22 protein-coding genes and 1 pseudogene are annotated in these 23,818 nt (G+C 34.5%); 22 read left to right on the plus strand and 1 reads right to left on the minus strand.

What is annotated here, in order from left to right:
- Positions 1-18: 18 nt before the first annotated feature.
- The 7 genes and pseudogenes from ACQ4QH_RS03340 to ACQ4QH_RS03370 form a co-directional block, all read left to right on the plus strand.
- Entirely contained in the window at positions 19-1,452 is a 1,434-nt protein-coding gene (locus ACQ4QH_RS03340) for a 6-phospho-beta-glucosidase (protein ID WP_439819278.1), read from the plus strand.
- Between the two features lie 172 nt (positions 1,453-1,624).
- On the plus strand, positions 1,625-2,359 hold the full coding sequence (locus tag ACQ4QH_RS03345; RefSeq protein ID WP_439819279.1) for a GntR family transcriptional regulator: 735 nt from the start codon (positions 1,625-1,627) through the stop codon (positions 2,357-2,359).
- Between the two features lie 88 nt (positions 2,360-2,447).
- Entirely contained in the window at positions 2,448-3,425 is a 978-nt protein-coding gene (locus ACQ4QH_RS03350; protein WP_436585538.1) for a LacI family DNA-binding transcriptional regulator, read from the plus strand.
- A 159-nt stretch (positions 3,426-3,584) separates the two neighbouring features.
- Positions 3,585-4,367, plus strand: a complete 783-nt coding sequence (locus tag ACQ4QH_RS03355) for a glucose 1-dehydrogenase (protein WP_436585540.1) — start codon at positions 3,585-3,587, stop codon at positions 4,365-4,367.
- A 17-nt stretch (positions 4,368-4,384) separates the two neighbouring features.
- Complete coding sequence (locus ACQ4QH_RS03360) at positions 4,385-4,753, plus strand: hypothetical protein (RefSeq protein ID WP_439819280.1); 369 nt, start codon at positions 4,385-4,387, stop codon at positions 4,751-4,753.
- A gap of 132 nt (positions 4,754-4,885) precedes the next feature.
- Complete coding sequence (locus tag ACQ4QH_RS03365) at positions 4,886-6,169, plus strand: IS1380 family transposase (protein ID WP_439819281.1); 1,284 nt, start codon at positions 4,886-4,888, stop codon at positions 6,167-6,169.
- A 187-nt stretch (positions 6,170-6,356) separates the two neighbouring features.
- Positions 6,357-6,968, plus strand: a pseudogene (locus ACQ4QH_RS03370) (NAD(P)-dependent oxidoreductase); the annotation flags it as partial.
- Positions 6,969-7,036: 68 nt separating this feature from the next.
- Here the strand turns inward: ACQ4QH_RS03370 and ACQ4QH_RS03375 are convergent.
- Positions 7,037-8,050, minus strand: a complete 1,014-nt coding sequence (locus ACQ4QH_RS03375) for a LacI family DNA-binding transcriptional regulator (RefSeq protein ID WP_150221907.1) — start codon at positions 8,048-8,050, stop codon at positions 7,037-7,039.
- Positions 8,051-8,476: 426 nt separating this feature from the next.
- Here ACQ4QH_RS03375 and ACQ4QH_RS03380 point away from each other — a divergent pair, with 426 nt between their 5' ends.
- The 15 genes from ACQ4QH_RS03380 (at position 8,477) to ACQ4QH_RS03450 (ending at position 23,784) form a co-directional block, all read left to right on the plus strand.
- Positions 8,477-9,226, plus strand: coding sequence for a sugar phosphate isomerase/epimerase family protein (locus ACQ4QH_RS03380; protein WP_436585544.1), 750 nt, complete (start codon positions 8,477-8,479; stop codon positions 9,224-9,226).
- Position 9,227: 1 nt separating this feature from the next.
- Positions 9,228-10,523, plus strand: coding sequence for an SLC13 family permease (locus tag ACQ4QH_RS03385; RefSeq protein WP_439819282.1), 1,296 nt, complete (start codon positions 9,228-9,230; stop codon positions 10,521-10,523).
- A 24-nt stretch (positions 10,524-10,547) separates the two neighbouring features.
- Positions 10,548-11,510: a sugar kinase gene (locus tag ACQ4QH_RS03390; RefSeq protein WP_436585547.1), complete on the plus strand. Its 963-nt coding sequence runs from the start codon at positions 10,548-10,550 to the stop codon at positions 11,508-11,510.
- Positions 11,510-12,133, plus strand: coding sequence for an orotidine 5'-phosphate decarboxylase / HUMPS family protein (locus tag ACQ4QH_RS03395; RefSeq protein ID WP_436585549.1), 624 nt, complete (start codon positions 11,510-11,512; stop codon positions 12,131-12,133). The genes ACQ4QH_RS03390 and ACQ4QH_RS03395 overlap by 1 nt, the downstream gene beginning before the upstream one ends.
- Complete coding sequence (gene hxlB, locus ACQ4QH_RS03400) at positions 12,130-12,672, plus strand: 6-phospho-3-hexuloisomerase (protein WP_150176995.1); 543 nt, start codon at positions 12,130-12,132, stop codon at positions 12,670-12,672. Before ACQ4QH_RS03395 ends, hxlB begins: the two co-directional genes overlap by 4 nt.
- Positions 12,673-12,694: 22 nt before the next feature.
- Entirely contained in the window at positions 12,695-13,339 is a 645-nt protein-coding gene (locus tag ACQ4QH_RS03405) for a bifunctional 4-hydroxy-2-oxoglutarate aldolase/2-dehydro-3-deoxy-phosphogluconate aldolase (protein ID WP_439819283.1), read from the plus strand.
- 165 nt (positions 13,340-13,504) lie between these two features.
- Positions 13,505-13,837 (plus strand): hypothetical protein, encoded by a 333-nt coding sequence (locus ACQ4QH_RS03410; RefSeq protein WP_436582104.1) that lies wholly within the window; start codon positions 13,505-13,507, stop codon positions 13,835-13,837.
- 4 nt (positions 13,838-13,841) lie between these two features.
- A complete protein-coding gene (locus ACQ4QH_RS03415; RefSeq protein WP_439819284.1) occupies positions 13,842-14,642 on the plus strand; it encodes an SDR family NAD(P)-dependent oxidoreductase in 801 nt (266 codons plus the stop codon).
- Between the two features lie 1,395 nt (positions 14,643-16,037).
- A complete protein-coding gene (locus ACQ4QH_RS03420) occupies positions 16,038-16,982 on the plus strand; it encodes an acyltransferase family protein (protein ID WP_436585555.1) in 945 nt (314 codons plus the stop codon).
- Between the two features lie 649 nt (positions 16,983-17,631).
- Entirely contained in the window at positions 17,632-19,344 is a 1,713-nt protein-coding gene (locus tag ACQ4QH_RS03425) for a hypothetical protein (RefSeq protein WP_436585557.1), read from the plus strand.
- Between the two features lie 478 nt (positions 19,345-19,822).
- On the plus strand, positions 19,823-20,656 hold the full coding sequence (locus ACQ4QH_RS03430; protein WP_436585559.1) for a LicD family protein: 834 nt from the start codon (positions 19,823-19,825) through the stop codon (positions 20,654-20,656).
- Entirely contained in the window at positions 20,649-21,167 is a 519-nt protein-coding gene (locus ACQ4QH_RS03435) for a hypothetical protein (RefSeq protein WP_439819285.1), read from the plus strand. The genes ACQ4QH_RS03430 and ACQ4QH_RS03435 overlap by 8 nt, the downstream gene beginning before the upstream one ends.
- A 106-nt stretch (positions 21,168-21,273) precedes the next feature.
- Positions 21,274-22,554, plus strand: a complete 1,281-nt coding sequence (locus ACQ4QH_RS03440; protein ID WP_436585563.1) for an ATP-binding cassette domain-containing protein — start codon at positions 21,274-21,276, stop codon at positions 22,552-22,554.
- Between the two features lie 5 nt (positions 22,555-22,559).
- Entirely contained in the window at positions 22,560-23,384 is an 825-nt protein-coding gene (locus ACQ4QH_RS03445; RefSeq protein ID WP_436585567.1) for an ABC transporter permease, read from the plus strand.
- Between the two features lie 10 nt (positions 23,385-23,394).
- Positions 23,395-23,784, plus strand: coding sequence for a hypothetical protein (locus tag ACQ4QH_RS03450; RefSeq protein WP_308399754.1), 390 nt, complete (start codon positions 23,395-23,397; stop codon positions 23,782-23,784).
- Positions 23,785-23,818 lie beyond the last annotated feature (34 nt).

Below are 23,818 nucleotides of genomic sequence, written 5' to 3' on the forward strand. Positions count from 1 at the left end.
AATTGGGGGTATGAATTAATGAGCACTTTTCCAAAAGATTTTTTATGGGGCGGCGCTGTTGCTGCTCATCAATTTGAAGGTGGTTGGCAAGCGGACGGTAAAGGCATTAGTTTAGCGGACGTGATGACATCAGGTGATAATCAAACCGCTCGCCGAATCACGGATGGTGTTTTACCAGGAGAAAATTATCCAAATCACGAAGCCATTGATTTTTATCATCATTATAAAGATGATGTGAAGTTATTTGCTGAATTGGGGTTGAAGGCTTTTCGTACGAGTATCGCGTGGACGCGTATTTTTCCAAATGGTGACGAGGATGAACCGAATGAAGCAGGTTTAAAATTCTATGACGATTTGTTTGATGAACTACTAAAATATGACATTGAACCGGTTATTACGTTATCCCATTTTGAAATGCCATATCATTTGGTGACGGAGTATGGTGGTTGGCGTAATCGCAAGATGATTGATTTCTTTACCAAGTTTGCCAAGGTAGTTTTTGAACGTTATCAGGACAAGGTAAAGTATTGGATGACGTTTAATGAAATCAATAATCAGTCAGCTATGTTAAATGATTGGGCACTGTTTACCAATTCCGGATTAGTTGCGGAACCTGGTGAAGATATTGAACGAAGCATGTATCAAGCAAGTCACTATGAGGTGGTTGCAAGTGCATTAGCTGTACAAATTGGGCACGCAATCAATCCAAAGTTTGAAATTGGGGCAATGTTTGCTTTGGGTCCTGCTTATGCGGCCAGTCCAGATCCACGTGATGTGATGAAGGCGCAACGGTCAATGCAAGTCAATACATGGTATGCAGATGTTCAGTGCAAAGGAAAGTATCCTGCTTGGTTAAAGAAGTACTTTGAACGTAAGCATTATGATCTGGATATCACATTGGCAGATGAGGATATTTTAATGGCCGGTACGGTTGATTATATTGGGTTTTCTTATTATGCATCACATGTGGTACAAGCTGTTGTAACAGAAGCTGATGATTTTACGACCCGTGATGAGCACACAGAAATTCCTAATCCAACGTTACCAGCATCGGATTGGGGATGGATGATTGATCCAGTTGGTTTACGCTATATTTTGAATTGGTTAACTGAACGATATGATTTGCCACTATTTGTTGTTGAAAATGGATTGGGGGCATTTGATAAGGTTGAAAATGGACAAATTCATGATAATTATCGAATAGATTATTTACGCGAACATATTGAACAAATGGCTAAAGCAATCAATATTGATGGTGTGAACTTAATGGGCTATACGCCATGGGGCTTTATTGATTTAGTTTCAGCAGGAACTGGTCAAATGGATAAACGATATGGCATGATTTACGTTGATAAAAATGACGCAGGTGAGGGTACCCTAAAACGAATGAAAAAAGATTCGTTTACGTGGTTTAACCAAGTTATTTTATCAAACGGTGATAATTTGAACTAAAATAGTACGAGAAAAGACTTGTTAATAGCACAATGATTAGATGGTTGTTCTGTGGATTAACAAGTCTTTTGTTTTGCCGTAAATTCAGGCATAATAAAGGTATTAGGGATATATTTTAAAGGAATAAACAAAACATTGTAAAAGAAGTAATCGTGAGTTAAAGGGGCATATTATGGCACAAAGAGAAAGTTCATTAGCTATTGATGCACTAGTTAAAAAAATGATTGCAGAAATTCAACAACATACGATTGGTGATGCTGCGAATAAATTACCACCTGAGCCAGAGTTAATGGCACGTTACCAGGTTACACGGTATACACTAAGACAAGCATTACAGAAATTGAGTCGCATGGGGTATACTTTTCAAGCTCATGGTATTGGCACGTTTGTTCGGGCACGGTTGGATCGACAAGCAATCTCAATGCAAAATATCGTTGGCATGACTGATGAAGTTGCCCGACAAGGCCGTCAGTTAACCACAAAATTTGCAAACTTAGCACAAACAACGGCAGCAGAAGCAGGATTTTTGCCAATCAATTCAACGATTGATGTAAAAACACCATTATGGGAAGTACAACGTTTACGATACGCCAATGATGAACCATTTTTGTATGAACAATCATACTATTTATGCGAACATGTCAAAGAAATACCAGAACAGGCTTTATATGGATCGCTATTTAATTTTATAGAAAACGATGATGATCTAAAATTAGGTTTTCAAGATTCAACTATTACAGCAGGTTTAATGACTGCCGACATGGCAACGTTCTTTCAAAAGGATGAGGCATCACCAGTATTAAGTGTTTACGATGAAACATACTTAAGTGCGGGACAGTTGATTGCATTTTCGAAGTTGAGTTATGATGCTGACTTGACGAAGTTATTTATGTTTAAAAAGTTGTGATGGATAGAGAAAATTGCATGATTTACCATAATATAATTAACATTTAACTTAAAATATATTGGATTTAAACAATGGTGGTAATTGATACATGACCAATAAAAATAAAACAGTTAGTATAAACGATGTGGCGCTAGCAGCAGGAGTATCCATTGCAACAGTTTCAAGGTTTCTAAACGGGCAACTGAATCGAATGTCTGCTAGAACTGCAAGTAAAATTCAAACAATTATTGATGAAATGGGATATGTACCAAATGCTGCGGCACGTCAATTAATGACAAAAAGTTCTAAAATGATTGCTGTAGTTGTGGCAAATATTGATGACTATTTTTCTTCTGAATTGTTTAAAGGAATTGGTGCAATTGCAATTACAGAAGGGTATACGCCCGTATTATTTGATGCCAATGATGATAAGCAGCAAGAACTTGATGTCATTGAAAAAATTGATCAACAAAATTTTGATGCATTAGTTATACAACCTTTGAATACTGATGCGCAGGTGATTCAAAAGCATATTAAAAGAAAAATTCCTATTTTGACTGTTGATCGATCATTAGATCACTCTGTCTGGCCAAACGTTATTAGTGATAATTATGATATAGCTAAAACTGCTAGCAATTATTACCTTAAAAAGGGTTACCAACAAGTTGTTATCGTTACAGAGCCAGTTGGAACGGTCTCTACCAGACAAGCGCGAGTAACTGCAATCAAGGATGTTTACCCTGATGCAATTACTGTTGAAGTAGATATCAAAGAGAAAATTGGCGATAAATTAATAACAAGTCTGATTGATAAAATAGATAAAAACAAGAAAATACTAGTATTTGCCTTGAAAGAGCGTTTAGTTTTACGCTTAGCATCTTTGCTGACAAAGCCGGAAGTGAATAAAAAGTTAATGCTAACTGGCTTTGCGGAGTCAGATATTATTTTTGACATTAATTCAGAGTTACGGTTGGTTAGACAAAATCCTTTTAAAATGGGCGCTACTGCTGGTGAATTAATACTTGATTTATTGAAAAGCAAATCAGAAAACATCATGGAAACAACCATTGTCAAAGCTGAATTTTAATCTCAAAAAACTGCTAAATTTACTTGGCAGTTTTTTAATTTGTGGTACTATTAGGGTAAGCGCTTACCCTAAAATGATAAACGTATAAAATAACGGCAGAGTTGATGTAAATTAGTCAGATTGTGTCGGAAAAATTAAGTTAAACAGGGGGAATTTCATATGAGCTTGGTTGATCAATTCAATACAGATTTTTTTAGATTAGATGGCAAAGTTGCAATTATTACGGGAGGTGCATCTGGTCTTGGACAATATTATAGTAAAGCATTAATTAAATCTGGTGCAAAGGTTATGGTTGCTAGCATTAGTGAGAAGGGAATCAGTGAATTAGAAGAGTTTGCTCAAAAGAATGGGTCTGAAGTCGGTTTTATTAGTCGCGATGTGACTGCAAAAAATGCGGCAAAAGATATTGTTGCCGCAACCATAGAAAAATTTGGACAATTAGACATATTAATAAATAATGCTGGTATTCAAATTAGAAATAAGTGGCATGAGTTTAAGGATGAAGATTGGCAGGAAGTAATCGATATCAATTTAACAGCAGCCTATCATTTAGCGCATGAAGCAGCATTAGTGATGGCTAAATCAGGTAGTGGAAAAATCATTAATATTGGATCAATGCAGTCATATCGTGCTGGAAAATTTATTTTTCCTTATACAGCAAGCAAACATGGTGTTATGGGATTAACCAAAGCATATGCGGATGCCTTAGCATCAGAAAATATTCAAGTGAATGCTTTAGCACCAGGTTATATTGATACACCTATGACAAAAGTCTTACAGGAAGACAATGAAAGAAATAAGGAAATATTAAGTCATATTCCGGCTGGACATTGGGCAGATCCATCTGAATTAATGGGTGCAATTGTGTTTTTAGCAAGTCCAGCTTCTAATTACATCACGGGTGTGACTCTGCCAGTTGATGGTGGTTACTTATTAAGATAAGAAAAGAGGTTAGTGTAATGAAGAAAAATGTCGTAATTCCTAAAAATTTGTCTCAAAAGGGTAAGGATACCTTGTTGCATGCTGGTTTTAATTTAGTTGAGCTAGAAGATTTATCTGCATCATCAGTGATTAAGACAGCACCTGAGGCATCAGCCATAATTTTAATGACTGAACCTTTTGAAAATTTTGATATTACTAAAATGCCTAATCTAAAAATAATTGCGCGTCATGGTGTAGGTTACGATAATGTTGATGATGATTTTTGGGGTAAAAATGGTGTCTATGTAACTATTACACCGAATGCAAATGCTTCTACAGTGGCTGAAACAACTTTTGCAGAAATATTAGACCCGGATTATTCATCAAGACAAACAAAGACCCGCTGAAACAGCAAGTTAATACCGTTTCAACGGGTTTTGCGCTTTCACCCGTTGGGTGAAAACCATAGGAGCTCTTTTTTATGATATTTTGTTAGTGAAAAACAAACCAAATACTCAAAAATTGGAGCGTCTAAAATTATGACTCAAAAAGTATTACCTAGCAACCCTTTAGTTGCAGTTTCAGACAATGGGGCACCAATTACCTCGGATGGTGGCAACGTGCTGCTTAGTATGTTTCTGAATTCACCTGTAGTTTCCAGGCTCTTTAATAACGTTGAATTCAACGATAATCGCAAAAGTCCACGCTATGCTAAGGTAGAATTATTATTGCAAATGCTCATTCAAGTTATCGAAGGTTATCGCAACGACGACGTTGCAGATTACTTGACCCAAGATATCGAACATCGACTTGTTTATGCGCAAAACATGGCATCTCAACCAACTATTTCCAGATTTCTATCACATCTCACGAACGAAGACATTGATGAGCTACAAGAATTAAATCGTCGTATTGTCTCTTTAATTGATGAAAGATCAGCCAACACTGAACTGGTGCTAGATTTGGATTCAACCTACTTTGAGACCTTTGGTCATCAAGAAAAAATTGGTTTTAATTATCACTACTTGAACGTCGGTTACCATCCGCTTATCATGACCGATGCTTTAACTGGAACCGTGCGTCAGGTATCGTTGCGAAGTGGCAATACCTATACCGGTAATGGTGCAACTGAATTTGTGCAAGGGTATCTGTCAACTAGTCTATCCGCTCAACATCAGACAATTATTTTGCGTGGTGACAGTGGCTTCGCCACGCCAGACTTGATGGAAACATTAGAAGGCAACAATATTTTTTATACCATCCGATTGAAGTCAAATCCTCGATTGAAGCGTATGGCACTTGATGGACGATATGTTAATTTCGACAATCTTTTGATGATTGAAGGTCAGTTGACGACCGATGAATTTGAGTATCAAGCCGCCTCATGGGACAAAGCACGTCGTGTTATCGTTTTAAATGATGAACATGGCGGTACACAGTTCATCGTCACTAACCTAAGTCTTCCACAAAAAGACATCGTCCGTGTTTACCGCAAGCGTGCGGCGATTGAAGATATTATTCGCGAGCTTAAAGGTGGATTTGCCTTCGGCAAAACTGATAGCAGTTCATTTTTCGCCAACAAAGCGCGCATGTGGATCTCAGTGATTGCATCAAACTTGATGCGGTTGATGAAGAGTATTGCGTTGGACGACCAGCAACAATCGTGGACAATCAACACCTTTCGAGACCGTTTGTTAAAAATCGGTGGACGTGTCACTAAGCACGCCCGCAAGGTGATCTTGACGTTAGATAGCCACAACCAAGAACAATTCGATGGTCTGTTCTGGCGAGCTTGGGAACGACTAAATGCTTTGTGGCAATAAAACAACGAATTATATTTTCAAAAAAATAGCAAAATCTGGCTGGTTTTAGTGTGCCCATTTTTCTCAAAAAACGCTCAATCGAAAAAAACACCCTGAAACTGTGCCAGGGTACCGGCAGTTTCAAGGTGATTTATCGTATTTTACTGATTTAGCTGTGGTTAAAAATTTAGTGCATGAATAATCCGGGTTAGATTTATCAAAAAACTTGACGGCCACATCTAATGAAATGCGTAAGGGGAATTTTGACTATAAAAATAGTCATCGTGGCTTTAATCTTGCGGGAAAAACTTTAGGGATTATGGGATTTGGACGTATTGGTAAACAAGTTGCTAAATTGGCTAATGTGTTTGATATGAAAATTTTGATTTATGATCCATTTGTTAAAACAACTAATATTGGATCACTAGTTAATCGGGAAGATATTTTCAGTCAGTCTGATATCCTAACGTTGCATATGGCGGTGACAGAAGACAATAAAGCTGGGATTGGATCTAGAGAATTTGAACTGATGAAAGATACTGCTTTGTTAATCAATTTGGGAAGAGGTGCCTTAGTAAATCAAGATGAATTACTTGAAGCATTGAGAGAGAAAAAAATTGCTGGTGCGGCATTGGATGTCTTTAATGAAGAACCATTACCTCTAAACAGTGAATTTTATCAATTAGAAAACGTTCTATTGACACCGCATATTGCATCAAATACAAAAAATGCAATGGAAAACATGGCTGTAGACGCAGCTAATGAGGTTATTAAAGTATTAAATGGTGAAAGTCCCCAATGGGCAGTGAATAAAATATAAATTTTAATCAATCGATGATTATAAAAAGCACTACTTTCAAATCTTGTGAATTTGAAAGTAGTGCTTTTTCATTTATTCGAATCGTCATTGTATAAAATTTTTGCAGGGACGACAACTTTTTGAGTTTCTATCGGTTCTTTATTTAACTGCTTCAACATTAATTCCGCCGAAATACTGCCCATTAAAAAGGGATTTTGGGTGATTAGTTTTGAATGTGGATTAATGGCATGTGCCGTATTTGTGTCCGCAAAACCAGTCACAGCGATGCGATCATTATCAATCAATCCATCAAATGTTAGTAAAGATACGAACTCTAGAAACCATCGTTCCTTTAGTGAAAAGATTAGAGTTTTTTCATGACTGTCGGTCAGCAACTCTTTGATATGATTATAAATTTTCTTTTTATTGTAGTTTTCTTCAGGAATTTCAACAATTTCAATATTAGGAATGACTGATTGAATTCCCAAGAAACGATCACGTCTCGTTGAAATACTGTCAATTGGAGAGGTTAAGACAATGACACGTGAGTAACCATCATTTTTGAATAAGAGTGCGGCACTTTTTGCGCTTTCATAATTATCTGTTAAGACTTGCGGCCAAATTGATGTATCAATATTACGGTCAACAATTACGATGGGCGTATCTGTGTTAACCTCCGAAAAGATATGTGACATATCGCTAGCATTTGGTTGAAAAATAATACCATCAAAGTTGTATGTACTGGTTGTCTTAATGATTTCACGTTCTTTTTCTATACTAGCATTACTATCAAAGAGCACTGCCATATAACCCTTTGATTCTAAAAAGGAACTAGCACCTTTAAATAATTCAGTAGAGAAGTAATCGTCAATATTAGAGACTAAAACGGCAACTAATTTACTTGAATTAGTAACCATTTGCCTGGCAGCAGCATTAGGGATGTAATGAAGTTTTTCAATTGCATTTTTAATCGTATTTGCAGTGTCGTCAGACATTTTATTTAAATTACCATTTAAAAATCGTGAAACAGTAGTTGTAGAAACGCCGGCCAGATGAGCGACATCTTTCATGTTAGCTTTTCTTTTCTTTTTTTCGTCGACCATAGTTTCCTCCGTTAACCTTGTTAGCCATAATTATAAACCAATTATAAAACAGGGTAAAAAGATATTGTAATGATATAAAGATATCACAATTAGCACCAATATAAAAAAACAAAAAAATATAATTTTTTGAATGTTTAAAAGTATTGAAAATAACTACATAAATTTTTGTGGCTTCTGGATAGATACTTGCTTTTAGGGTAACGTTACACCAAAAATAAATATATTTTAAATATATCACCTAAAAACACTTACTTTAAGGCAATAGAAAGCGCTTGCAAAATAAAGGTGTAACGTTTAACATAATGGATGTAAGGAAAACGTTAAACCAAAAAGAAAGGGTGCATTTATGGCGTAATAAATTGACTTTTTGGTGTTAAACGAGGATTGGGAATAAATTTTTAATAAAGACAGATAATGGGGGTTATCATGACAGTAATTTTGAATACATGGATTTTTGAAAAAGACGTTAAGCAAGGTGTTAGTCAGACACAACTCGTGGAACGTGTCAAGGCATTAGGAGCTGATGGTATTGAAGTTCGTCGTGAATATTTTAAGGATCTTGACAAAGAACTTGCACAAGTTGGACAAAGCGCAAAAAAGGCGGGCTTAATTGTAAATTACAGTGTACCTGACGTTGTCTTCTCTGAAGATGGCTCGGTTAATTCAAAGTTAATGGATTATTTTAAGGAAGGTGAAATTCTAGGTATTTCTAAAATTAAGTTCAATACTGGTCATTTTGACAAGTTTGATGGTGATTTGCAGGAAGCATTCAGTGAATTCCCGTTGGATCAAATTGAAATGAATGTTGAAAATGATCAGACAATCTTAAGTGGAAAAGTTGCCCCAATTAAAACATTTTTAGAAGCAGCACATCAAGCAGGATATTCAGGAATCGGTTATGTGTACGACCTTGGTAATTGGGCATTTACACATGGAGATGCAATTGCAAGTGCCGATGCTTTACGCGAGTCAACAAATTATATCCACTTGAAGAACACGATTAATGTTGATGGTGAATTGAGTACATCAGATGATCTGGATGAAGGTGTTTATGACTGGCGTGAAATCCTAACACATTTGCCACATGATGTGTCATTTGCATTGGAGTATCCAATGGATACTGATGAGCAAATTAAGCAACAAATTAGTTTATTGAAAGTTGAGATAGGTGATTAATATGAGTTCGACGATCATCTCAATATTACTATTAATTTCATTTGCAGTTTTTATTTTCTACATTCTTAAAGGTGGAAACTTAGTTATTGGATTCTTTGTTATGGCTATTCTATGGTCAGTAATTGGTATGGTGCCTTTCAGTACCGCAATACAAAAAGTTTTTGCTGAACCAGCATTGAATTATGGACCAACTATTATTTATATCGTGTTCGGTTCATGGTTTGGACGAGTTTTGGTTGATAGTGGTATTGCGCCAGCTATATCTGAAGCTACTAATAAGGTAGGGAAAAAGAAACCCTTGATTGCTGCGATTCTAGTTATTATTGTAACGGCATTCATTTTTGTTAGCGCATATGGTGTCGGTTCAGTTATCGCAATTGGTGTTATCTTGCTACCAATTCTTTTGTCCGTTGGTGTTCCACGTGAAATTGCTTTAACAGCTTTTTCATTGGCAATTGGTTCCCCAATGTATGTCAATGTTGTGCTATTCAATCAAATCAAAGCATTCTTCCCACATGCAGTTTATGGTGGTAAGTACTTACAATTTGGCTGGACTGCAACATTAATTCAATTGGCTATTGTCATAATTTTCTTGATCTTGATGCGCAAGAAATTTAAGCCACAAAGTGCAGAAGAAAACTTGGAAATTATCGGGGCAAAATTTAGTGAAGATGGTCAAGATGTTAAGAAAGTACCATATATTGCATACATCGTCCCAATTATTCCAGTTGCCATGAATATGTTATTCAGTTGGGATGCTATTCCATCACTTGTACTTTCTGTCATTGTTGCCATGCTTTTGACTGGTAAGATGAAGAGCTACAAGGAAACTGTGAATTTCATTAATAGTACTGTCGCACAAGCAATTAGCGATATTTCAGGTTTGATTATCTTCTTAATGGCTTTGATTATGTTCAGTGGTGCCGCAACGTTGAATGCACACCACTTTGAGCCAATATTCAATGCTATCTTGCCACACAGTCATTTGATTTTGGCAATTGCACTTGGTGTGTTAGCACCATTAGCTTTGTTCCGGGGTCCATTGCATGTTTGGGGAGCTGGAGCAGCAACAGCAGCTGTTTTGTCTGGTACAGGATTATTCAATGATGCATTCTTACTACCATTGCTATACGTACCAACTTTGATGGCCGTTTCAACAGATATTACTCAATCATGGAATGTTTGGGGATTAGATTATATGAAGGTGAAGTCAAAAGACTTCCTCAAGTATGGTGTTCCAGTGATGTGGTTAGTTTCAATCGTCAATGAAGTACTTGTATATGTATTCTTTGGCTAAATAACGTAAAAAGAGGGAAAAAAGATGAGTGAATTTATTACAATTGGTGAACCATTAGTGACGTTTGCTTCAAAGGATGCAGATATTTCATTAGCTGATGCGATTAATTTTCATAAGATTATGGGTGGTGCGGAACTAAACGTGGCAATTGGTGTCTCACGTCTAGGACATAGTTCTGAGTATATTTCACAGGTGGGTGCCGATCCATTTGGACAATTTGTGAAGAAGACCATTTTAAGTCATAATGTTGGTACAACCTATATTTCTGAAGATTCTGACCATTTTACGGGTCATCAATTAAAGCAATTAGTAACCCATGGTGATCCAGCAACGTTTAATTATCGTAAGGATTCTGCAGCATGTCATTTGACTGAAGAAGTGATTGATCAGGTTGATTTATCTGATGTGAAAATCGCACATATGTCAGGGATTTTTCCAGCAATTTCAGATATTGCTGAAAATACATTCCGTAAATTATTCAGTCGTCTAATTGATAATAACATTTTAACGACATTTGATCCTAATCTACGACCAACGTTATGGTCATCAAAGGAAAAAATGATTTCTACAATTAATGAATTAGCTGGTATGGCGGACATCGTCTTACCTGGAATGGAAGAAGGTAAGATTTTGATGGGTTCAGATGATCCTGAAAAGATTGCTGATTTCTACTTGAAGGGTGAGCGGACAAAGACAGTAATTGTTAAGATTGGCCCAGCAGGTGCCTATGTGAAAACTCAAGATGGTGAGAGTTATACAGTTAATGGCTTTAAGGTTGAAAAAGTAGTTGATACAGTTGGTGCAGGTGATGGCTTTGCATTAGGTGTGATTACGGCATTGATGGAAGGTAAGTCATTAAAGGCTGCAGTATTACGTGGTAATGCAGTTGGTGCGTTACAAGTACAGACGCTTGGTGATAATGATGGTTACCCAACACCAGTGGAATTGAAAGAATTTTATATTAAAGAAGGAGTATCTGAAGAATAATGAAATTACAAGTAGCAATTGATAGGGTGCCGCTAGATAGAGCAGTAGATATTGCCCATAGTTTAGATGGCAAAGTAGACATTATTGAATTAGGAACTTCTATCGTAAAAGATTATGGGTTAGAAGCACTTAAGCAAATGGATTTTCAACTTGAAAAGTCGGAACTGCTGATCGATTTAAAAACAATTGATGAAGGAGAATACGAGTTTAAAAAAGGGTTTGAAACTTCAGCTGATATTTTAACAGTTATGGGTAGTTCATCAAATGGCACATTAAATCAAACCTATCAAATTGCTCAAGATGTGAAAAAAGATATTTTTGTTGATTTAATGGAGATTAATGATGATAGATTAAATAGCATGCCAGAATTACCAAATGCCATTTTTGGGCTACATCATTCTAAGGATTCTGTTGAATCATTTGATGCAGTGGATACAATTAAACAGTTTAATGATCAGCATCCACAAATTTCACGTTTAGCTGTTGCTGGTGGTATTGATATCGATCAGGCTAAGAAAATTGCTGATCAAGGTATTGCGGATATTATCATTGTTGGTGGTAAGATTTCAGGCACATCCGATCCAGTTAGTGCGGCACAAAAGTTCATGGAGGCAATCAAATGACATTAATTAAAGAAATCGTCAGTGAAGTAAATGAAGTTATGTCCCTAGTTGATGAAAGTCAACTAGAACAGGCTGAAAAGTTGATTGATAAGAATAAGCGTATCTTTATTTTAGGTGCTGGACGCTCAGGATTAATGGCAAAGGGCTTTGCAATGCGACTGATGCATATTGGATACACTGTCTTTGTGATTGGTGAGACAATTACGCCTTCGATTCAAGCAGGTGATGTATTGGTTTCGGTTTCAGGTTCCGGAAAAACAGGGAGTGTTCTGAATCCAAGTAAGAAAGCTAAGGAAACAGGCGCAGCTTTAATTTCAGTAACCAGCGATCAGCATTCGCCATTGGGACAAATCGGGGATGCAACGATTGTTGTACCTGGTGCGACAAAAACAGGAGACGGTGTCAAATCAATTCAGTTATTGAGTACGTTATTTGATCAAAGTGTTCATATTACATTAGACGTCCTTTGCTTAATGATTAGCCGTCGAGACCATATTTCTAACGATTCAGCTAAAGCAACTCATAGTAATATGGAATAACAGAATTGAGGGGCGTATAAACATGCAAAAAGTTGATACATTATCACGTTTGGGGGCTGCTGGTGTTGTATCAGTGGTACGTGGAGAATCGAAAGAAATTGCCTATAAAACAGCAATAGCTTGTATAAAGGGTGGCATAAAAGCAATTGAATTAACATTTACGGCACCTTCAGCAGATGAATTGATTAAGCAACTAAACGAAGAGTTTGCGAATGATTCAGAAGTAATTGTCGGTGCTGGCACAGTGCTTGATGCGATTACTGCTAGAGTTGCAATTATGGCTGGTGCAAAGTTTATTGTTAGTCCAGCATTTGACCGTGAAACAGCTTTCATTTGCAATGAATATCAAATTCCTTATTTACCAGGATGTATGACAATTAATGAGATTAAGTCTGCTTTACGTTATGGTGCTGATGTTGTCAAAGTCTTCCCTGGTAGCTCAGTTGGTAAAGACTTTGTTAAAGCTATTAAAGCACCCTTACCATTTGTTAATGTTATGCCAACAGGTGGTGTAAATTTAGATAATATGCATGAATGGTTTGATTTAGGCGTTGTAGCCGTTGGCGCAGGAAGCGATTTGACTGGTGCAGCAGCAGTCGGTGATTTTGACAGTGTTACAAAACGTGCAAAAGACTATCATCAAGAATATTTGCGAATTAAAAATTAAAATACTAATCTCTCCATAAAAATTAAATTTTGAGTTTCGCATGATAATTAACAACTTTCTACTATATAAGAAGGTTGTTTTTTGTTTTAAAATAAAGGATACATTTATGAATTTTAACTAGGCAAACTTGATTTATGGTATACTCAAATTAACTGAGGGGGAATTATGCAGAAAGATGATCGTAAGACTAAAATAAAAATAACCCATCAATTTGGACAGTCAGCATTTATTGGTGGCACATTATGGACGATTGGATTTTTTGCAAGACATTTGATTCGTCATCAGAAGCGTCGCCAGTTAGGTTTGAATGATATTTTTACGGTTAGTAAGACTATCAAAATAAGTGCTGAAAGAGAATTGCGTTCAGATGTGAATTATCTTGTGTGTGATGTGGATCAAGCAACATATACTTTAATGGTATTAGATCAGGCAGATTACAAACCATTTTTGGTGACAAAAAAGACAATCAAACGCACTGTGATTCGAAAGGATTGGTGAGTATATGACAAAGAAAAACGTTATTATTACAGGAGCTTCTGATGGTATCGGGGCAGCAGCAGTTCGTGGATTAAATCAAGATGAGTATAATCTTTACTTGGTTGGCCGTAATAAAGCAAAGACCGCCAAGATTGCTAATGAAGTCAATGCACCTTATTTTATTGCAGATTTTTCGCAATTAGATCAAGTTCGTCATCTAGCAGTGGCTTTGCAAACAACATTAGGTGAGCAAAAAATTGATATTTTGGTCAATAATGCTGGTGGATTGTTTGGGTCATATGAATTAACGAACGATGGTTTTGAAAGAACGTTGCAGGTGGATTATCTGGCGCCATTTTTACTCACGCAACTGTTGCTACCAAACTTTAATCCAAAACAAGCAGTTGTCATTAATACTTCAAGTATTGCGCATCAATTATTTGGACATATTAATTTAAATGATTTGAACAATAGTCATAAAAAATATGAAGCAACCAAGGCTTATGGGGATGCCAAATTAGAAAATATTTTATTTGCTAACGAGCTAGACCGTCGTTACCATAAAAATGGATTATCTGCGGTTTCTTTCCACCCAGGTATGATTCGTACAAATTTTGCGAATGATAAAAAAAGCTGGATGTATCGTATTTACCATACGGTGCTGAATAAGGTGATTTTACAAAGTGCCGAAGCAGGTGGTGATACTCTTCGTTTCTTTATCGAAGGTACACCAGGCGAAACCTGGGAATCAGGCGCATATTATAATAAACGAGAAAAAGCAAAAAAGTTTAATCCACAAGTAAATGATTTAACTTTACAAGAGTAACTTTGGGATAAGACGAAAGAGCTATTACATTTAGTGGATTAATTGGTTAATGAGAGTACAAAGCGATAATATTTTTATTTATATTGTTCTATAATTTTATGATTGCTCTTTTTAATGCGGATTTCATGACGAAATAGTTCCTTAGGGTTTGGCGTGACTAATTTAGTGTTCACCTATATTTAGCTATTAGACAATGACTGTGACATTGCGACTTATTTAATTTTATGGCAGAGCTACAGCTGACATCATTCAACCTGTGGCAACTTCTTGAATGGCTTAATAGGCTTGTTGTTCATGTTTTATTAGTTCAAATCTTTTCATTTTATCCGCCCTCTACAATTAGTCTTAAATCTATTGTACAAAAGCAGACATTTTTAGTTGCTAACTAAGGGGACATTAGCATTTCCTTTTCAGAGAAAATTATAATTAATAAGATTTCTAATTTTATTTATGATATACTTAGACGGTACTGGTTTCTTGATAAATTACTCATCAAAATAGTTATTTAATGGTTTATTGTGTTTAATAAATAACTAATGTGAAGGGCTGCTAAATGGGAGTTTAGTAGCCCTTTATGTCTCCTAAATTGTGGCCGTTTGTCAAACATATTAACATTAGAAGCAGGAAAAGATATGATGATATCTGTTTCTACTTCTTTAATTTTATAATTAAAGTGTACAAATTGAAAATCAATTAAAAGTGTTTGTGAAAACAGGTGATGAATCTGACTTAGTTTGTCGTATTCACCACCTGTTTTTGTGTTAATGGATTCATGAAATTTGCTTGAATTCGATGTTAGTTGAATAGTTGCAATCGAATTCTAAAAAAGTAATTGTGTAGATTATCATAACCATATACTGTGCGACCATCTGATGGGGTATGTAAGAGGGTATTAAAATACTTTATAGGTTCTTTTTACAATTCGTGATGACTTGATTCATTGCAGAATGATTTTGTTGTCATTACTTAATAATGGCCATCGATAATAGATTCATGAGCCGTCTCACTTGCTATTTAATTGTAGTACGTCAATGAATTTCTCTAGACATAGTTTAGACGCATTTGTACAACTAATAAAATTTTTAGAATTGGCAGACATTCTTGAAAAAAATTCTTCTACGTGCACGTGATCAAATGCAGTATGCGAGTTTATAATAATCCAGTATGATGATTCGATTTGTATCCTGTATGATTTAGACAAGCTATATTCTACGCTAGTTCGTACTAAATCGGGTTTTACTGATCTTTATGTTTCAATTTAAACGTAATTTTACCTTATAAATAATTGTTATAGTATTTATTTTATGATTTAATTAATAATGTTGTACAATCTGGAAAATATAATTTGTTTTTGTTTATGTAACGTATTTATGTAATATGAGAGGTAATTAGTTTATGAGAAAACGAATTGAATGGATTGACATAGCAAAGGCAATAGGAATAGTTTTGGTAGTATATGGTCATGTTATCTTAGGAGTACATGATGCTGGGTTATGGGGTGATTCATTAAATTATGAGTTACAACATAGTTTTGTGTATACAACCCATATGCCTTTGTTCTTTTTTTTAAGTGGTATTTTTGCTATTAAATGGGTAACAAGGTCGCCACAAAAGGCAGTTTGGCAAAAAATTAAAACATTGCTTATTCCGTATATCCTTTGGGGATTTATCCAGGCTGGAATTATGCAAGTATTTTCGAGTAGTACTAATAACGGACAGGGATTGATAAATGCTCTAAAGTTACCAATTACACCATACGCGCAGTTTTGGTTTTTATACGATTTATTTTTTGTTTTTATTTTGTATTATGTATTAATTAATGGGTTGAAACTATCTTTTAAATGGATACTTTTAATTGGTATGGTATTATTTTTAGTTTCACCACTCTTTAAATATTGGGAATTGTGGCGGATATTCTACCACTTTATCTTTTTTATTTTAGGTACACAAATGTTGAAGTTAGGGGAATGGATTAATAAAATTAATCCATTAATAAGTTTATTAGTATTTATAGTGGTAAATCTATTATATTTCTATATCCCTGTTTCATTTGTGATAAGTAATTTGATATCGTTTTTCGCCGCGTTAAGTGGAATTGTGTTCATAATTAGTATTTCAAGGTATCTTAATAGTTCCATAATTTTATACATCGGGCGAAATTCAATTGTTATATATTTATTACATTTAATATTTGCTTCGGGTTCAAGAATCCTACTTCTAAAATTAGGTGTAGATAATTTATTAATTCAAATTATATTTGGCATGTTTATGGGGCTAGTCGGACCGATCATTGTCTTGATTTGTTCAAAATATTTACGAATAGATAAAATACTCTTCTAATCATAAAACTCTATAATAGGGGAGCTAAGTTTAAAAGTATAAAGGAGATCTAAGTAGGACTGGTGTGTCTTTAATATTTAATGGTGATACATATTCAAGGACACCGGATACAATTCTGTTAGGCATTAGAGTTTAACCGAACTAGAACTACAAAGTCGATCAATTAATGAAAATTATACTAGTGGTTGTCCATGATAAATAATAATTTTTGAGTTGATTATTTGAATCCATTATTATTTATACATCTTTTGTTACTTAAACTAATTGTATAGCATGTTGTAGTTATTAGTACGGCAAGTGTTTTCTATTGTATTTATTTACATAATATAATAAATTTTAGTTTGATCTCAGTAAAGTGTATGAGAAGTAAACTTGCAGATATATTTTTTTATTAGATAGTTTCATTATCGATATCATGGGTAAATTATTATCTGCAATAATTTTTCATCTATGATTGATGCGAACAAATTGTACAAATGATTATAAAAGTTAGATGTGCACCATATATCATTCATTTTTAATCAGTTTGATTTGTAAAGCACAGCAAATTGAAATTTACAATTTGGTAAGCATTATAATAAATGTCAAATAGTGAAGTGTAGCATGACTACAAAAAGATTAGGTATTTCAGAGGTAAAAGAAAAAAGTAATGAAAAAACATTTTAGGGCAAGTCTTATTTTTTTATTAATAGCAATATTAATTATATTGCCACAATTAGTGCAGCACTCAGTTATCTTAGGTGGTGATTCGCTTTTTCACTTCAATAGATTTTTTGATGCCGAACAACAAATAGCCCACGGTAATTTCCAATATTTTATGAGTGTTTATGGATTTTCACAATCGGGACGTATTGTCAATGCGATTTATGGACCTTATGTTGCTTATTTTAATGGGTTTATTCTATACATATTAAAATCATGGTTCTGGTATCAAATTTTCACTGGTATATTTGTACCTTTTGTTGCAGGAATAAGTATGTATTACTTATTAATAAGCAACAAAATAGATTATGTATATGCAATTTTTACTTCGTCATTGTATATGCTAACATACGGCGTAACAAATTGGATAACAGGTCAACAATTTTTATCGTGGGGAGCTATGCTTGTTCCGTTAGGCTTAGCAGTGGCGACACGTCTTATTAGAGATCGTCTGAGACCCATTAATATTGTAGAGATGAGTATCGTTACTTCGTTGTTTATTCAAACCCATTCTTTATCTTCCCTATTATTAATTTTTGTATACTTGGTTTTTTTTGTTATTTCTATTTTTAATGTTACTAATATAAAAAAATTACTTGCCAATTTGATTGCATCTATTATGATAACAATAGTGCTAACTAGTAACGTTTGGTTAGCACTATTTGAAATTTATAGGAATAACAAATTATTAGCTCCATTCAAGAATTTATTGCCATTACAAAATGGTGTTGTTAATTTTACAAATGATAATAGGCTGTTACTAATTTTTGCCATGATATTTATTTTCCAAATTGGAACAATGTTTTTCAAAGTTACACGTGTGAGTTTGTTAAACCGAGTAGTAACAATATTAGGTGGAACGCTATTAGTACTAACGTTGCCAATAATTCCTTGGAACTATCTTTTTGCACACGCCCCTTTAATTGGTATTATTCAATTTCCATATAGGTTATTACCTTTCGCAGAAGGGTTATTGTTGATGGGATTTGCAATTACTTTGACCGAGTTAACTAAGCATAAATATATTAATAATGTAACTAAAATTGGAATGCTTTTGATAATCTCTATTACGTTAATGAATGTTCAAAGTAATGTATATCATGTATCATCACAATGGAATTCTGATATAAATATTATTTCTAATATGAATAATGTAGAGTATAAACAAAATGGAGAACAATTGAGAAAACGATTTTATAGTAGAAACTTGGGGGAACCGTTGAATTACGTTTGGAAACCCACACCTGATTATTTACCAATTAAAAATAATGCTGATATTTTGCATCCTTATTATCAATACGATACTGAAATAGTGAAAAATGGTAATAATAAAAAGAAAGCTAATAAAAAAGGAATACAAGTAGAATGGGTATCTACTACTAATAGTTATCATAATATAGGGGTGGTTAAGTATTTTGATAGTAATATTCTTATAAATGGGCATAAACCTATAAAGGGAGAATACTATACAACTGATTTAGGGACATTGATGATTAAAAGTAAATTAGGACGAAATGTTGCTAATATTTCATATAAGCCAGTATTTTTAACTACAAATATGTTATTTATCAATCTATTTTCTTGGATTGCTTTTTTGGCAATATCATTATTTGTTATTTTAAAAAGATTTAAAAAGAAAGAATCAAGATGGTTTCATTGAAAGTTGGATTGTTAAGGCGACAAATTGCTAGAATTATTGACTTATTATATTAAATATTATTGGTAAGAAACATATTTAGAAGAAAAATAATATATGAAGCTGCTAAATTTTTGGCTGTTCATCAAACGTATTAACATTAGAAGTAGAAACAGATATGACGATACCTGTTACTGCTTCTTTAATTTTATAATTAAAGTATACAAATCTATCGGGTCGTCAGTACCATTGTAATGTAAATGACCATAGTAAAATATCCGCATGCCTTTTATGATACCTCTTTACAACATAGAGGTTGAGTTGCAGATTACTTGAATTTGATATAAACTTATGATGTTCGGAACGGTATATCTTAATTTTTTCATAGATAAAAGCGAGATAAAATAAAAAATAATAAGTGAATGATCTTTATTTAAAATGTGCCATTGATTTCATAGTTGATGGACATTAATTGAAATATAGTTGGGAGCTAGATAAAGGCATGAGTGAACATTTAAATTATTTAACTATATCTGAAGTACAGAAAATCATGTTGACAATTTTGACTGATATGGTGAATTACTTTAATAGTCATGATTACCATTATGTGTTTACAGGTGGGAGTGCCTTAGGTGCGGTGAGACATCAAGGCTTTATTCCATGGGATGATGATGCGGACGTAGCATTACCAAGAGATGAGTATGAAAAGTTTATTAAGGAATATCAACCGACTAATCTGCGTTTTGAGTTGTTAACACCGGAAAATACAGATAACTGGTTGTATGCTTATGCACGTATCAGTGACACGCAGACCCGAGCAAATGGGAAATGGGCAGAAGTACATAATGGTGTATATGTTGATGTGTTTCCTATAGATGCTGTACCACAGACAAAGTTTGGTCAATACATTGCTTATTATCAGATGAAATATTTGGATGTTATGCGAAACTCTACACGGCGTATTGCAATTTCCAAGAAGGAACCAGGTTGGTGGCTTAAGCCGTTAATTATTAAATATGCGCAACGACGGTCGACCATTCATTGGGTTAAAAAAATGGATTTATTAGCTCAAAACATGCACCGACGTCATGTGGGAAAGTCTGATATATACAGCTTATATATCGTACAAGGATTAAATAAAACGAGGGAAAATTTTCCTTTAGTAATTTATCAAAACAGAAAGTTAGTAAAATTTGAAAGTTTAAAAGTCTATGTTCCGGCAGATAGTCAACGTTATTTAACGCAAATGTACGGTGATTGGCAGAGAATGCCGTCAGAAGACAAGCGTAAATCTCATGCCCGTTTCTATTATAAAGGAGTAGAAGTACATGATTAGTTTATACATACTACTCGTTGCTGCCGTTATTGCAATATTTGGTTTGGTTGTAATTATATTTTCGCATATTAAGAAAATCGATCGTTCAATGAGAATGGGTCGTTTCTTTTTAGTATTTGGTATTATTGTTATGATAATTTCGGGTTTATTCATGAATACAGAGAAAAAGGCTCATCAAGCGGCAATCAACCATCAAGAGAAAGTACAATCTCAACAAATATATGATGCGGCTCTGGTACACATTAGTGATGAAACGGTATATGTTAAAAGCGGTCAGGCAAAAGTGACCATCCGTACGTCTGAAAATGTAGCTATTAAAGTACACAGCAATCATGAACAATTACATGATTTAAATTATAAGTCAACTAAAGAGAAAAAAAATATTAAAGTGACTTTTGTTATACCGGGTGAATATACGGTGACAGCTACTCGTGGTCAAAATAAAGTTATTAAACATATTGTAGTTTCAAAAGATAATCACAAAAATATACATGAGAATTCTGTTAATTAACAGGTAACATAAGTCTTAAGTTAAAATGAAACATGTTGTACAAAAAATAATAGTGCTGGATCTAAACGAAACAGATGATAACGCACAATGAAGATAGGTTTAAAAAATGACTGAAGGAAAAATAACGGTTGCCGCAAATCATGTCACAAAAAGATTTGATTTGGCAGAACGACAATCAGATAAAATAAAAGCTGTTTTCAAATTTTGGGGTAAAGGGGTTCCTAATTTTTGGGCGGTTAAAGGTGTGTCTTTTGAAGCACGTGCGGGTGAAACCATTGGTATTATTGGGACTAATGGATCTGGAAAATCGACATTATTGGAAATGGTTGCGGGACTAACGCAGCCAACTAGTGGTCACATGACAATTAATGGCTCGACCTCAATTATTGCAATTGGTGCTGGTATGCGAGGAAAGTTAACCGGTCGTGCTAATATTCGCCTAAAGGCTTTAATGCAGGGTATGACGGATAAAGAGATAGATGCTAAGATGGATGACATTATCGAATTTTCGGAACTGGGAGACTTTATTGACCAACCAGTTAAATCATATTCATCAGGGATGAAATCAAAGTTAGGCTTTGCTATTTCTGTATACTCTGATGCGGATATAGTTATCATTGATGAGGCGTTGTCAGTTGGTGATCCAACCTTTACACAGAAGTCTATGGAGCGAACGAAGCACTTTAAAGAAGAAGGAAAAACTATATTTTTTGTTTCCCATTCGGCAGCACAGATGCGTCAAATGGCTGATCGAGTAATTTGGATGCACTATGGTGATATTCGCATGGATGGGCCAATTGATAAAGTCATGCCAGAGTATGAACGCTTCTTAAAAAAGTTTAACCACTTTTCAGAAAATGAACGATTAGCCTATCAAAAGCGATATAAAGATGCCCAAAAAACATTTACATTATCTAATCTAGAGCAGTTAGAACATAATAGACAAATTCTATTAGATCCTACAACAGTTATTGAGAACGAAAAGGAAGATGAGAAATCATTTATCGAAGGTAATGAAAAAATGGGATGGTTTACTCGTGTTTTTTTACTTATCATAATGCTATTAACGGTTGGATTAATGAATAAGCAATTGCTTAATATGTCATGGAAAAATGTGGCAGAACATCCAACACATTTAATTACAAATTTTGCACCATCTAAATTGGCAGAATTAGATAATAAAACAGAACATACTGGAACAACAAAAGTTAAGAAGGTATTAGTTTATACGGTGACACAGAATATGTACACAGTTGGGAAAAATGAGACTTTGATTGATATTTCGAAAAAATCAAATATTTCTATTGAAGCAATTATGCGAGTAAATCATTTAAAAGAACAAGTGGTCAAACCGGGACAAGTATTAAAGTTACCGGTTGAGAGGTAGTAATTGTGAAAGATATTTGTAAAATTTTGAAAGAACTTATCAAAAGTTGGCCAGTTGTTTCCCGTATTGCGCGTTACAATAATGACCAAGCATATCGCCAGAATTATCTTGGTGATTTTTGGCATTTTGCAGATCCAGCACTTCAAATCGGAATTATGATTCTAATGTTTGCGGTTCGTAATGGTGGCGGTAATGGCAATCCTCATGCAACAGGATTATCCGGCTATATTGCCTGGATTGCTTTAGGGATGGTCACATATTTTTTTATGCAGTCTGCAATGCAGAAATCGGCAAAAAGTATTCAATCACAAATTAATATGTTATCACGTATGAAATTTTCTTTGTCAGCAATTCCAATGACAGAAATTATTACTGAATTACGGCGATATTTTGTAATGCTGGGCATGGCGTTTTTTACAATCTTATTTATGGATGTAAGACCATCCATTTATTGGATACAATTTTTTTACTATTTTTTTGCCATGATTATATTCTTGTATGCTTTGTCATTAGTGACATCAACAATTACAGTATTGGTTCCTGATTTTTATAATGCATACGTGGCAGTGTTACGAGTTGGAATGTGGGTTTCTGGTGTAATTATTTCAGTAGATAGTCCCAGCTTTCCCACAGTACTCTCTAATGCTTTAAAATTAAATCCATTGTATTACATTATTGAAGGATTTAGGGAGACACTACTAGAAAATCCAATTTGGTTTTGGAATAATGTGACAGAAAACCTCATATTTTGGGGAATCGTAATTATTTTGTTGGTTATTGGTTCACATATCCATATGCGCTTCCGTAATCGATTTATGGACTTTATATAAGGACAGAAAAATGAAGAAAAAGTTAGGAATTATTCAAGTGCTAGCTACTCTAATAATTGGCATTATGATTGGTGCATTTGCCGAGCGTAGTCATGTGTTCGGTTATACAGATAATACGATGATTATCCCAAGTGGCACCTATAAGACGACTAGTCCAAATGAATGGCACAAAATGAAAGTAACAAGCTCTGAAGTATATGACGCAAAAGGTAATCGATTTGTAGTTGTTGATAATCATTTTACTAATCGTACACATGGACGTTTAGTGTTAGCAAGTCTAAATAAAGGAAATCAGTCATGGTCATATTACATTACGAAAATTAAAGAGGGCTGGCGGGTTAGCCCCATTATTAATGGTGCACCTGACAGTAATTCGAGTTTTATTGTTTATGTCAATTAATTTTTATTAGACCCAGGTAATATGCCTGGATACA

Source organism: Weissella paramesenteroides (assembly GCF_051903945.1).
GTDB classification, from domain to species: Bacteria; Bacillota; Bacilli; order Lactobacillales; family Lactobacillaceae; genus Weissella; species Weissella paramesenteroides_A.